The 13,957-nt window shown below is 33.4% G+C and carries 12 protein-coding genes and 1 tRNA gene; 7 read left to right on the plus strand and 6 right to left on the minus strand.

The window, feature by feature from the left end:
* Window positions 1–14: 14 nt before the first annotated feature.
* Entirely contained in the window at window positions 15–557 is a 543-nt protein-coding gene (locus tag ACS5L2_RS03565; protein ID WP_459202394.1) for a PadR family transcriptional regulator, read from the minus strand.
* 246 nt (window positions 558–803) lie between these two features.
* Here ACS5L2_RS03565 and ACS5L2_RS03570 point away from each other — a divergent pair, with 246 nt between their 5' ends.
* A complete protein-coding gene (locus ACS5L2_RS03570) occupies window positions 804–1,247 on the plus strand; it encodes a DUF1890 family protein (RefSeq protein WP_459202395.1) in 444 nt (147 codons plus the stop codon).
* Window positions 1,248–1,307: 60 nt separating this feature from the next.
* Window positions 1,308–2,186, plus strand: coding sequence for a tetrahydromethanopterin:alpha-L-glutamate ligase (gene mptN / locus ACS5L2_RS03575; RefSeq protein ID WP_459202396.1), 879 nt, complete (start codon window positions 1,308–1,310; stop codon window positions 2,184–2,186).
* A gap of 21 nt (window positions 2,187–2,207) precedes the next feature.
* Here the strand turns inward: mptN and ACS5L2_RS03580 are convergent, their stop codons facing one another.
* The 5 genes from ACS5L2_RS03580 to ACS5L2_RS03600 form a co-directional block, all read right to left on the minus strand.
* Window positions 2,208–3,230: an MnmC family methyltransferase gene (locus ACS5L2_RS03580; RefSeq protein ID WP_459202397.1), complete on the minus strand. Its 1,023-nt coding sequence runs from the start codon at window positions 3,228–3,230 to the stop codon at window positions 2,208–2,210.
* 40 nt (window positions 3,231–3,270) lie between these two features.
* Window positions 3,271–4,140, minus strand: a complete 870-nt coding sequence (locus tag ACS5L2_RS03585) for an Mrp/NBP35 family ATP-binding protein (protein WP_459202398.1) — start codon at window positions 4,138–4,140, stop codon at window positions 3,271–3,273.
* A 92-nt stretch (window positions 4,141–4,232) separates the two neighbouring features.
* Window positions 4,233–5,333 carry a non-hydrolyzing UDP-N-acetylglucosamine 2-epimerase gene (gene wecB / locus ACS5L2_RS03590; protein WP_459202399.1) on the minus strand — a complete coding sequence of 367 codons (1,101 nt, stop codon included), beginning with the start codon at window positions 5,331–5,333 and terminating at the stop codon, window positions 4,233–4,235.
* A gap of 4 nt (window positions 5,334–5,337) precedes the next feature.
* The gene (locus ACS5L2_RS03595; protein ID WP_459202400.1) at window positions 5,338–6,621 is read right to left on the minus strand and encodes a nucleotide sugar dehydrogenase; all 1,284 of its coding nucleotides are present in this window, start codon (window positions 6,619–6,621) and stop codon (window positions 5,338–5,340) included.
* A 12-nt stretch (window positions 6,622–6,633) separates the two neighbouring features.
* Complete coding sequence (locus ACS5L2_RS03600; RefSeq protein ID WP_459202401.1) at window positions 6,634–7,887, minus strand: cation:proton antiporter; 1,254 nt, start codon at window positions 7,885–7,887, stop codon at window positions 6,634–6,636.
* Between the two features lie 204 nt (window positions 7,888–8,091).
* Here ACS5L2_RS03600 and ACS5L2_RS03605 point away from each other — a divergent pair, with 204 nt between their 5' ends.
* The 5 genes from ACS5L2_RS03605 (at window position 8,092) to corA (ending at window position 13,852) form a co-directional block, all read left to right on the plus strand.
* Complete coding sequence (locus ACS5L2_RS03605; RefSeq protein WP_459202402.1) at window positions 8,092–8,802, plus strand: (5-formylfuran-3-yl)methyl phosphate synthase; 711 nt, start codon at window positions 8,092–8,094, stop codon at window positions 8,800–8,802.
* A 153-nt stretch (window positions 8,803–8,955) separates the two neighbouring features.
* Window positions 8,956–9,029: transfer RNA gene (locus tag ACS5L2_RS03610), tRNA-Arg, on the plus strand.
* Window positions 9,030–9,252: 223 nt separating this feature from the next.
* On the plus strand, window positions 9,253–9,849 hold the full coding sequence (locus tag ACS5L2_RS03615; RefSeq protein WP_459202403.1) for a class III signal peptide-containing protein: 597 nt from the start codon (window positions 9,253–9,255) through the stop codon (window positions 9,847–9,849).
* Window positions 9,850–10,003: 154 nt separating this feature from the next.
* Window positions 10,004–12,784, plus strand: a complete 2,781-nt coding sequence (locus tag ACS5L2_RS03620; RefSeq protein ID WP_459202404.1) for a cation-translocating P-type ATPase — start codon at window positions 10,004–10,006, stop codon at window positions 12,782–12,784.
* Window positions 12,785–12,793: 9 nt separating this feature from the next.
* Entirely contained in the window at window positions 12,794–13,852 is a 1,059-nt protein-coding gene (corA, locus tag ACS5L2_RS03625; protein ID WP_459202405.1) for a magnesium/cobalt transporter CorA, read from the plus strand.
* Window positions 13,853–13,957: the final 105 nt, after the last annotated feature.

A 13,957-nucleotide genomic window follows, 5' to 3' on the forward strand; every position in this document is an offset into this window, starting at 1 on the left:
TCACAAATTTTAAATTACTCTTTAAATTTCTCCTTAAATTCCATAATAAATTCTTTTTCAGTGTTTAAATGTGCTAAAAATCTATCCGATAGTGCTATAATATGTTCCGGGCGGTTATTTTTTTTAACTTTACTATTTACCATTTTTATACGGTTAATCACTTCTTCAACTGAGTTAACGTAACTTTCAAAACATTCCAACGTTTCTTCTTTTGTTAAAATTTCGAGGTTACTCATTCCAAGGTCAAAACCTGATATTAACTTTTCATAATTTGAAACGAGTTCTTTTACTTTTTTTTGCATTGTTTCTTTTCCAAAATCTGTTGCAATGTAAATTTTTCGAGCTCGTCCACATTTATTTACGGTTTCACTTTCAACGAGCTTTTTTTCTTCTAATTTTTTTAAAACGTAGTATATTGAAGAAAATGCAATTTCCGTCCACTGCCTCATTTCTCTTTCTTCGATTATTTTTTCAATTTCATAACCATACATTGGTTTTTCAAGGAGCAACCCTAAAATTGCAGATTCTACATTCGAAATTTCGATTTTATCATCCATTAAAGCACCAATTTTAGTATTTGGGGGTTTAAGGTCATAATTAAATAATGTTATATATATCTGATATTCTATTACTATAATATTATATAAAGTAAACGTATTTTAAGATATTAAAACCGTAGTAAATACGATTTTTGAATTTTAAAGAAATTTTAAAAAATAGAATTATAACTTTTGAAATATCGGAAAATATTAATATCTTTTACTTATAAAATTATATGCTTTTAATATACTTTGGTGGTATTTTTGAGAATAATGATAATTTTAGGATGTCCTGAGCCCCCAGTTTTGATTCCTTCGTTCATGTTTTTATTAAATATGCTTAAAAACAAAGGACACGAAATAATCGTTTCAGCAAACCCTGCAGCACTGAAATTAATCGAATCTGCGGACCCTGAAAAGTATTATTTAAAAGGAATCGGTTTTCAACCAATTGACGAAGGTTTAAAAAGTAAGGTTGAAGTTGACTACATTTTTGGTTTTGCGCACAATGACGCAGCAGTTAATTACATAATAACATACAAAATGACTCACAATGCAAATGCATCAGCAATAGTTTTTGGAAAAGAATTTAACGACGAATTACTCCAGATTTTAACTGAAAATGGGGTAAATGCCGAAACGGTAAAGGCATTTCACAACCCAACGCCACTAAATGTTAAAATTAAAAAAATATTTTCAGAGTTTTAAATTTAAGCTATTATTTATATTATTTATTAATTGTAACAAATAAAGGTTTATGGTGTTAATATGAGAATGGGAATAATTTCTGAAGAACGAGACTGGGTAACTGACGAATTGAAGTCTAAAATGGAAAAAAATGACATTGAACCAGTTATTATACAGCCTTCAAAAATAATTTCATATATTGGCTCAGACGTCAAGTTTGAACAGAACAATAGAAATATACTCGATATAAAATGCGCTTTTGTTAGAAACATTGGTGAAGGAGTCGAGATGTTTCACAGGTTTGACATGTTAAAATATCTTGAAAACTATATCCCGATAATAAACCCGATGGATGGGATTGAAAACGCGGGAAATAAGTTTCGGACATCTTTTTTAATGGAAGTCCATAAAATTCCCCATCCAAAAACAATCGTTGCAGAAGATGTAAATAAAGCGTTAATTGCGGCAGATAAGTTTGAGGATGTTGTTTTAAAACCTCTTTTTGGAAATCAGGGAAAAGGCCTTGTAAGAGTTAAAGGAAGATCAACTGTTGCTAAATTAAAGGCTTTGAATACTTTTAAAAGCAATCACGGCGTAATTTACATGCAGGAATTTGTAAACAATCCAAACAATGTTTATAGAGATATTCGGGCATTTGCAGTTGGGGATAAGGTAATTTCTGCAATGTACCGGACATCGGATAACTGGATTACAAACATACACCAGAACGGGGTTCCTGAAAAGTGCGAAATAACCGAAGAATTGAGCAAAATCGTGCTCGCTGCAAAAGATGCGGTTGGACTCGTTTATGCAGGTGTGGATGTGCTTGAAAGTAGTGATGGATTGAAAATTATTGAAGTAAATGCATGCCCTTCGTGGGAAGGACTTTCGAGAATTTCTGACGTGGATATTGCCCAAAATATGATTGATGAAGCCCTAATTTATGCAAAAGAGTATTAAAGTATCAAAGTATTAAAAAACTTAATTTTCAAAATATATTTCTTTCATTTTTTTAATAATTTCTGAAGAAGTTATACTTTCTTTTTGAATATTCAAAAGTTTTTCGTCTATTTTTCCGCTTTTAATTTTTGTAGTCGAATAATATTTATTTCCAAGTAAGGTTTTCAAATTTTCTCGGTCAATTTCCCTATTTTTAATAATTTCAGAAGAATCTAAATTCAAATTTTTATCGTAAAATGGAACTCCTACCGTGGACAGTGCAATTAATCGCTCATCAGTTTCTGGAATTCTTTTTATTTCCTTTTTTTGAAGATTGTCTGGATTTTTGTATGCTATTGTCGCCCCCCTTTTTCGTCCAACTGACGGCCCTTCAGAAATTACAAATCCACACTCGACAAGCGCACTTCTAAATGGAATTGATGAAGAGTAGGATATTAAAACGCCTGAATCCGCCATATTTTCATAAATTTGCTTTAAAAAATCAACAGTGTACAATACCGGGTCGTTTGCCGGTGAAAAAGCATCGTGAAATACACAGTTATATTTTTTTAAATCTTTTCTTAAAAGTGTAGTCCTTGCATCTTCGTTAAATATCCTGATTTTTTGATTAATTTTTCCTTCAAAAAAATTAGAAATTGCATCTTTAACTATTCTGTGTTCGTTTAACGGAATATCGAGTGTAAGAGATAAAAAAAGCATTTCTTTACTGTATTCGACCATATCTATTTCTGAATCGATATTGTAATGAAGTGCAGAAACCGCGTTGTATCCCATGCCGCTACAAATATCTAAAATTTTTGGATTTTTTATATTTTCAATTTTTGAAGGAACTGCAAATTTTTCAATTCCTTCGGTTAATGCACCAACTCTTGAATGCATCAGTTCTTCAGGGTCTTCTGAACGAACCGTAAATGTTCCATCTTCCGTTTTTATAAGTAAGTCCATATCTATTAGTTTTTTTGTCAATTCATTTAAATTTTCTTTAGTAAAATCTTTTTTCATGTAAATTTTAATTAAATCAAGTGCTTTTTTATTGGGAAGCATGGATACACCTAAAAACAGGGATAAAAATAAAAAATTTAAGTTATTCTTTTTTAATTCTTTCAAGGACTGTTTCAACAACTTTTTTAAATTCTTCTGATGCTTTACAGTCCATTGTAACCATTGGAACTCCCCTGTCAGATGCAACTCTTGCTTTGATGTCAAGTGGGATTCTTCCAAGGAAAAATACGTTTAATTCTTTTGCAGCTTTTTCTCCACCGCCTTTTCCAAATACGTCAATAACTTTATCGCATTCAGGGCATACAAATCCGCCCATGTTTTCGATAAGTCCAATTATTGGAATCTCAAGGGTGTTTGCAGTAGATACTGATTTTCTTGCATCTAAAACAGACACTTCTTCAGGGGTGGTAACTATTATAATTCCATCAATATCAGGAATGGACTGTAATGTCGTTAACTGGATATCGCCTGATCCTGGTGGTGTGTCGATTAATAAAAAGTCGAGTTCTCCCCAGAAAACATCGCTTAAAAACTGTCTGATAGCACCGCTTGCTTTTGGACCTCTCCAAATAACAGGGGTATTTTTATCAGGTAAAAAGTAGCCAATAGACATTGTTTTAATGCCTTGTGGTGAGGATATCGGGTATATTCCATTTTCATCAGCCATTGGTTGGACCTGGTCTACTCCAAGCATTTGTGGAATATTTGGGCCGTGAATATCTCCATCAAGGACCCCGACTTTGTAGCCCATCATGTTAAGAGTTGCTGCAAGGTTTACCGTAACTGTGGATTTTCCAACGCCACCTTTACCACTGATAACAGCTATTTTATACTTAATTTTTGACATATTGTCTCTAATCTGCGCGTTCTGCTGTTCCATCATTTTTTTAGTATCAGAACAGTTTGAACTTGAACCGCAGCTATCGCAATTTCCAGAGCATTCTTCTGCCATAATTTCACCGATAGATGTTAAATAAATATCACTTATACAATGAATAACATATTATATAAAAATATACCCATATGGGCAAATATATTCTTAATTCAGGACTTTTTTTCGCCCAAAACAATATCTACAATAGTTTTTCCGGAGTTTCCGTTTCCAAATGGATTATCCCATAATTTATTAGATTTTAACATTTTTTCAACGGAATTTAAAATGTTTCTCGGGTCACTTCCTGCTAAAATATTTGAATTAACGTGAAGTGTTTCAGGCCTTTCTGTGTTTTCCCTCAATGTTACACAAGGGATATTTAAAATACACGCTTCTTCCTGAAGCCCACCGCTGTCTGTTATTATAAGTTCCGCGTTTTTTTCAAAAATTAAAAATTCAAGGTACCCAACAGGTTCAATGATTTTTATTAATGGATTATTCTTAATTTCATTAATTAACCCAAATTCATTCAATTTTTTATATGTTCTCGGGTGAATTGGAAAAATAATGTTTTTTCCATATTTTTTAGATATTTCATTTATCGAAGTTACAAGTTTTGATAAAATTTCGAAGTTATCTGTGTTTTCAGCCCTGTGAAGTGTTAATAAAAAATATTTTTCGCCATTTGTAATGTCGGATAAAAAATTGCTGATTTTTTCATTTTTTTCTGCAATTTTTAAGTTTTGGAGGGTTGCATCTACAATTGTGTTTCCAACAACACGTATTTTTTCGATAGAAATTCCTTCATTTAAAATATTTTTTGCAGCAGTTTCTGTTGGTGCTAATAAAAGTTCTGAAATATGGTCTGTAAGAACCCGGTTCGTTTCTTCCGGCATTTTTCTATCAAAACTTCGAAGTCCAGCTTCAATATGTCCAATTTTTATTCCCAATTTTGATGCAGCAAGAGCTCCGGCTAAAACAGTGTTGGTGTCTCCTTGAACAAGTACGAAATCAGGTCTTTCTTTTAAAAGAACTTTTTCAATTTCAATCAGCATCCTTCCGGTCTGGTCCCCGTGGCTGCCTGACCCAATATTCAAATTATAATCTGGTTTTGGAAGATTTAATTCTTCAAAAAAGACTTTATCCATATTTTCAGAATAGTGCTGATTTGTATGGATTAAAAAAAAATTTTTATTTTTTAGTTCCCGGATTACCGGGGACATTTTAATTATTTCAGGTCTTGTTCCAAGAATTATTCCTATTTTTACCATTTATTCACCATGCCCCATTACCAAGCAATTTAACTTTAAATCCTGCCTTTTTCCATAAATTATGTTCGAGTATATTTTTTGTATCAAACACGATTTTGTTTTTCAGTTTCGGACATATCTCGTCAATATCGTCCTTTTTAAAGTTTTTAAATATATCGTGGTCAGTTAAAACCAATATACAGTCTGAGCCGGAAATGCATTCGTCTAAAGTGCTTAATGGGTATTCAAAACAGTCTGCATGGGGGTCAAACGTGGAAACTGTTGCTCCATTTTCTAAAAGCATTTTAATAACATTTTTGGAAGGGCTTTCCCTTGTATCTTCCACATTTCCCTTGTATGTTGCACCAAATATCGATATTTTTGGATTTTCAATGCCCTGTTTTTTTAATTCGGAAAGAACAGATTTACAAACATATGCAGGCATATTATCGTTTAATTCTCTTGCAGCACGTATGAATTTTGCATTATTAGTTTTTTCAACTATAAACCACGGGTCAATACTTATACAGTGACCTCCAACTCCCGGTCCTGGATTTAATATATTAACACGCGGGTGTTTATTTGCAATTTTTATTGCATCCCATACATTAACCCCGATTTCATCACATATCTTTGCAAATTCGTTTGCAAGTGCTATGTTTATGTCTCTATACGTATTTTCCATCAATTTTACCATTTCAGCAGTATTTGAATCCGTAATATATATTTTTCCTTCTACAAATGATTTGTAAATTTCTTTTGCCATTTCTGCAGATTTTTCGTTTATTCCGCCAATGATACGGTCGTTTTCAACAAGTTCTTTTAATATTTTTCCGGGAAGAACTCTTTCTGGACAGTGGGCAACGTATATTTTCTTATCAATCATTTCGTAAATTTTTTTGGTGGTTTCCGGTGGAATTGTACTTTCAACTACGATTAAGTTTCCATCTTTTAAAAATGGCAATATTGCCTCAACTGCACTCAATACATAAGTTAAATCACATCTTTTGGACCCATCATCATTTGGTAGTGCAGGAGTTGGAACACAGATGATGAATGCATCTGCTTCTGTTGCAGAAGTCTGAACATTTAGATTTTTTGAGTTTATCGCACCTTTCACGAGGGTTAATAACCCAGGTTCTTCAATTTTTAATTCAACGTTTTTTATCTGGTTTACCCGTTTTTCGTTGACATCAACACCAACAACTTCGTATCCATGATTTGCAAGCATTGAAGCTGTTGGAAGTCCAATGTATCCCAATCCTATAACGCAGATTTTTTTAATCTCGTAATCGCCATGTTTCTCCATTAAATCACCGGATTATTTAAAAAGTTTGTTTGCAAGGGGGTATGCCCAAGAAGCTTCTACAATAACGCTTAAAAATATCGTAACAAATGTAGAAACAAGGATTGCACCAGCAATCATTTCAGGAGGCATGTATTTTGTTACTGAGTGTGGAATTATTTCCGGATTGTGCATAATGTTTGAATATATCATTGCAGCAAGTGCGGCAGGAACTACTCCTCTTGGACCTTCAAGTGCAAAATAAATTCTTTCCTTTAATGAACTTACTGGTGGAATTGCGGTTGCAATAAAAACCCCGATTGGCCTTGCAATGAATACGGAACCAATTGCACAAAGAAGGCCATATATTCCAAAGCTTTTCAGAAGCGGTAAGCTTATACTTGCACCTAAAAATACGAATATCAAAATTCTAGTAAGTGATGAAAGGTCCGTACAAAATTCTGCCATTTTGTGCATGTCTTTTGAATTTTTGGGTTTTTTAGTTACTACGTTTCCAATATAAAGTCCCATGATAGCAACAGCCATGTAACCACTTAATCCATATCCCGTAAAATGTGGAACAATATCTTCTCCAAAGTACCATAACGCCATTGCAGCACCTACACCGAGTGGTGCAATGTAGTCTCCAAACTCATCTTTTGAAACTACAAATTCAAATATTTTTCCTCCAACGTAGCCTAAAGCGAGGCCTCCAAATGCCAACATTACAAAATCAAGAATAGGATTTACACTTTTACTAAGTCCTATTGCTGAAAGTGTTAACGTTGTTGCAACAATGCCGAGAGGATCGTTAAATACACTCTCTGCTTCGAGAGTTACTGCAATTTTTGGGTCAATGTCTGATTTTGAAAATATCGGGATAAGAGTTGCAGGGTCCGTCGCGCAGTTTACAGCACCGTAAATAAATCCAATCGGGTTTGTAAATGGTAGTGCATATACAAAACTAAAGATAAGTCCAGAAATAACTAAAGAAATAACAAGACCAATAGTGTCGAGTTTCAAAACTGTTTTTAAAACTCTTTTTAAAACAATCCACCTCATTTCAAAGGCTCCAACAAGCAAAAGAATTATCAGACCAATAGTTCCAACAAAAGAAAAAATTGTTTGAGCATAAATTGGGGATATCAATCCTAATACCGAGCCAATAAGTAAACCTGTAATCAATAGAAAGGGAATATCTGGAATTCCAATTCTTTCAGCGAGTTTAGCTATAAATGATCCAATGATAAATAAAAGGGATATGTACCCTACTACAAGGGAAATTTCCATATTAACACCCAGTACATATAGTATGTTTTGCCTGTAGGTTAATTCACAGGTATTTGTAAATTTTACTAATTAAGAGATTAATACATTATACAAATCGTTAAATTTTTATACATTAAATAATTTTGGATATTATAAATCAGATAGAATAACTACGAATACATATTTATAATCTTAGGTAAAATGCGGAAATTATTAGGTGAAATTGTGATACTTCTTGTAAGTCCTAAAGACGTTGCTGAAGCCTACGAAGCAATCGAAGGCGGTGCTGATATTATTGACGTTAAAAACCCGCCTGAAGGTTCATTAGGTGCAAACTTTCCATGGGTAATTAAAGAAACTAGAGAAGCAACGCCAGAAGGTATGCTTGTGAGTGCTGCAATAGGGGACGTTCCATATAAACCCGGAACTGTTACGCTTGCAGCTTTGGGGGCAACAGTAAGTGGTGCGGATTATATAAAAATTGGACTTTATGGTACAAGGTCATACCAAGAAGCGCTCGATGTAATGAAAAATGTTACAAAAGCTGTAAAGGACGTTGGAGAAGACAAAATCGTCGTGGCTGCAGGATATGCTGACGCTTATAGGGTTGGTGCAGTTGACCCCTTAGTTATTCCAAAAGTTGCAAGAGACGCAGGATGCGACGTTGCAATGCTTGACACTGCAGTAAAAGACGGGAAAACTTTATTTGACCACATGAGCATCGAGTTATTAAAAGAATTTGTCGAAGAAACACACAAATACGGTATGAAATGTGCTCTTGCAGGTTCAGTTAAAATTGAAGAAATTCCAATGTTAAAAGAAATTGGATGCGACATTGTAGGTGTTAGGGGTGCTGCATGCACCAAGGGTGACAGAAACGAAGGAAGAATTCAAAAAGAATTAGTTAAAGAAATAGTAAAAGCATGCAAGGAATAAATTTATGTTTTAACTTAAAAATATTTTTTAAAATAGGCTTTTTTTAGATTAAATAACTTAAATATTATCTAAAACAACCAAAAACTATTAATATATTTTTTATGACTATATTAAAAAGGATTAATCAAAAATCCAATAATTACCGTTTAGTATGCCCTCATAGGGTAGTTAGGATATCCTCGCGGACTGCGGATCCGTGGACTCGGGTTCAAATCCCGATGGGGGCGTTTTTATCATTTTCAAAAATATCTGTATATAATACTTAGATATTTTTGGTGAATTATTTAATAGTATTCAAGTTTCTTAGAAATTTTAATTAGACCAATTTCACAGGTTTTAACTAATTTATATAATTAATACGTAAGATTAATATTATTGAACAGATATATTTTAATTACATGAATGAATACATATCCCTAATCCCTATATGTCTTTAAGGCGGTGATTATAATGTCCAACAGAGGGCAGTTATCTATTGAAATGGTTATTCTGATACTTGCAGTATTGGTTTCAGGTTCATATGTGGCTTTAGAGATGTCAAAAGGCTCTTTTGAAACGACTGCTGTTAATGATGCTCAGGATACTACTTACTGCGGATTTGCTTCAGGATTCAATGTCGATGTAATTAACAATGCAGTAGTAAAACTTACTACTGGGATAATCAACATCAACCCAAACGATGCGGTAACTAACAACGAATTTAATGCAACATATACAAACACTACTGATAATAGTGTAATAACATATTCATTAGACAACGTGCATCCAAATTTAATTATGACATATGCTAACGGTACTGAAGTGTACGTTCCATTAAACGAAACGTGGAAAAACTTCACTGCTTCAAACATAGTTTTAAGAATGAAATCCGACTACGTCTGTACCATTAATGGTGAAAATGTAAGTTTGGAATCAAATTGCTTTGAAATCACTGCACCTGATGGTAGTGATGAGTTTAACTTCCAGATGAGTTCTGGAACTGGTGCTGGTCAGTACTACTTACGATTGGTAGACCAAGAAGTAACTCTTATATTTTCAATGGAATAAACTCTAAATCTTTTTTCGTTTTTTATAATTTTGGCAAGGCTGTTTTAGAAATCACTGTTTTGAAAACGTTTAAATTATTGTTTTTACATATTAAAATGTAGATACAAAAGAATTTTAACGAATTTTAACAAGACTGTTTTACCGGGGGAAATTAATGTCAGATGCTGATTATTATTTAATGCCTGTATCTGAAGTATTTAAAAAATTAAATACTGAAAAATTTGGACTTTCAAATGAGGAGGCTGAAAAAAGGCTGGCAAAGTATGGAAAAAATGAGTTAAATGTAGAACTCAGGCTTCCGAAATGGTTAAAATTTTTATTTCAATTTAAAGATGTTTTTGCAGCGGTTTTAATTTTTGCAGCGGCAGTTTCTTTTTTAATTCATAATTATCGTGACGGAACGATAATGGCATTGATTGTGATAATAAATGCAGTAATTGGGTATTATCAGGAAAATAAAGCTGAAAATATAATGGATTCTTTAAAAAAACTCATACAGTCTCCATCAAAAGTTTACCGGGATGGTGAATTAAAAGAAATTTCGCAAGGGTTACTGGTTGTAGGTGATATTGTACACCTTGATGAGGGCGACAAAGTACCTGCAGATATTCGATTGATCGAATCATATAATTTAAGTACAAACGATTTTTCGTTAACTGGAGAATCAATGCCCCAAGAAAAAGATACTGAAACAATTAATTCAGAAGTTGGGGTTGCTGACCGTACAAACATGGTTTATCTTGGAACAAACATTGCAACAGGAAATGCCAAAGGAATTGTTGTGGCAACGGGGATGAATACTGAACTTGGAAGAATTGCAAACCTTACAAGGGAAGAAAAACTTGCAAAATCACCTTTACAGGTTGAACTGGGTAATATTGCAAACAGAATAACGATTTTTGCAATAGTTATCGCTTCGATACTTTTTTTAATAAGTTTAAGTCAGGGTTTGGGATTAAAATTTGGTTTAATTTACGGTCTTGGAATTGCAGTTGCGATAGTTCCACAAGCCCTTCCAATGCAGATTACGGTTGCCCTTGCAAACGGGGTTTCTAAACTTGCAAAGAAAAACGCAGTAATAAAAAAGCTCTCGGCAGTTGAAACACTCGGTTCAACAAACGTGATTACAACAGATAAGACTGGAACATTAACTAAAAATGAAATAACCGTTAAAAACGTCTGGTTTGATGGAAACGAGTATGAAGTAACGGGTGTAGGATATGAACCAAATGGTACAATTTTGGATAATTTTGGAAACGAATTAGATAAAACAAGGCTTTCAAACATCAAATTAATTTTCAATGCGGCTACAATGGCCTCAAATGCAGAAATTCACGAGCCCGATGAGAATCACTACGGCTGGTACCCAATTGGTGACCCGACAGAGGCAGCTTTGATAACGGTTGCAAGAAAATTAAATATAATGCCTTTAGACGAGGATGAAATATATCCAAAAATTCAAGAGTTTAGTTTTGACTCTGTTAGAAAGAGGATGAGTTCAGTTCGGCTTTTTAGTGATAAAAAGCTGTTGATGATGAAAGGAGCACTTGACAGCGTTATATCGGTTAGTAAATATATTTATAAAGATGGAAAAATTGTTGAATTAAAAAAAGAAGACATTGAAATGTTAAACGAGTTAAATATTGAATATTCAAAAAAAGCAATGAGGGTTCTTGCATTTGCATATCGGGAATTGGAAAATAATACTTCAGAATATCGAGTTGAAAATACTGAAAAAGAAATGGTTTTTTTAGGTTTAATGGCCATGAGTGACCCTCCAAAAGACGGTGTGAAAGATGCAATAAAAAAAGCACACGAAGCACACATAAAAACGTATATCATGACGGGAGATCATGCAATAACTGCACAAGCCGTTGGAAAACAGATATTTTTAGCAGATGGTGGGCGAGAAGTAAAAGTTATAACTGGAAAAGAACTCGATTCAATGCAGGATAATGAATTAAAACAAAACATGTCTGAAAATGATGCACTGATATTTTCGAGAACCTCGCCTGAAAATAAACTTAGAATTGTAAAAACACTAAAAGAACAGGGGCAAATCGTTGCAGTAACTGGCGATGGTGTAAATGACGCTCCAGCTCTTAAAAGTGCACATATTGGGGTTGCAATGGGTAAAATTGGAACTGATGTATCAAAAGAAGCATCAGAGCTTATTTTGCTTGATGACAGTTTTGCAACATTGGTTTATGCAATTCGTGAAGGGCGTACCATTTATAATAATCTCACAAAAACAATTATCGCATCTCTTACGAGTAACGGTGGGGAATTAACGATTGTTTTAATTGGTTTACTTGCTGTTACTTATTTAGGGTGGCCTATGCCCATATTAACGATTCAAATACTTGCAATCGATCTTCTTGCAGAGATTTTGCCATTAACCGCGTTAACGTTTGACCCTGCATCAAAAGATATAATGAATGCGCCCCCAAGACGAAAAGAGGAACACGTTTTAAATCGTAATGCAATCTCGGAAATCTTATTTTTCGGGTTTTTAATGGGTTTTTTAGCATTTTTGAATTTTGGCGCATTTATATTTAGAAATAATATTGAATTAACCCAAATCAGTGAATTATATCCTCTTGCAACTACAATAAGCTACGCTACGATTGCGTTCTGTCAGTTTATGAACATTCTTTCACGAAGATACGCCTATGGAACGTTATTTAGTAGAACACTCTTTACAAATATGAATATGATTTATTCGATACTGATTTCAATAGTATTTACTCTTACCGCGATATACGTTTCGCCAATAAACAAAATGATTGGTTTTGCACCGATGGGAGTTATTGACTGGGCTTACGTGTTACTTGCTTCATTTATATTTTTAGGAGCACACGAACTTTTGAAAGTATACAAGCGGCATAAAAAATCAGGCAGGTCTGTAAGTGTTTTAAACGAGTTTTCAGCATGAGGTGGGATTATGAGGAAAATTGGAAATAAATATTCAATAAAAGCAGGACTTCCCCCAGGAGATTTGGTATATACTGGTGAAATGGAGTTAAAAGAGCCTGAAATAATATTCATTAGTTATAAAGGGGATAATTTTTCAAAAAAACATGTAAAAAGTATTGACGAGATAATTCCTAATGATTCATGCGTAAACTGGGTTATATATTCTGGAATACCGAGTGCCGAAGAACTGATGTCGATTGGTAAACGATACGAACTGCACAAATTAACCCTTGAAGATATATTAAATACCAGTCAGAGAACAAAATTTGAAGTTTACGAAAAATACAAGTATCTTGTAACGAGGATAATCCACCAAAAAAGTGATACTGTACATCTTGAGTCAGAACAGATCAGCATAATCTTAAAAAACAATATTTTAATTACATTTTTTGAGCAAGATATAAAAATTATTGAAAGTTTGATTAAGAGAGTTTCAAACAAAGGCGGGTCTATTCGTGAAAAGGGCATGGATTACCTGTTTTACACAGTACTTGATTCAATAATTGACCATTATTTTGGAATAATTTCGCCTATCGAGGATGAAATTGAAAAATACGATTCAAAACTGTTTTCAGATATGGAAAATGAAGAAATAGTACGTGTAAAACAAATTAGGCAGGTTTTAGTAGCTTTAAGGAAGAATATTGGGCCATTTAAAGAAATATTTCATAAATTTAGCAGGGATGAATATGAATTTATTGAAAAAAGCAATTTAATATACATTCACGATCTTTACGACCACACGGTTCATTTAATCGAAACAATTGATGTTTTAAAGGATAATACTTCGAATATTGCAGAAATACACCTGTCTGTGATGAGCAACAATATGAACGAGATTATGAAGGTACTCACGATAATTTCAACGATATTTATCCCGCTTTCATTTGTTGCCGGGCTTTATGGGATGAATTTTGTGAATATGCCTGAATTGAACTGGCCTTTTGGATATTTTTATGCTCTTGGTTTAATGGCACTTATTTTAATTTCGATGTTAATGTTTTTCAGGCGCAAAAAATGGATTTAAGTATAAAGAATTAAAAACCGGAGTATTTTCACACGTTATTTTAATTTTTCGATATAAAAATATCTAAAAAAATCAAGTAATAATTGATATATATTGATTAAATCA

The sequence above is a fragment of the Methanococcus mangrovi genome (assembly GCF_054506835.1).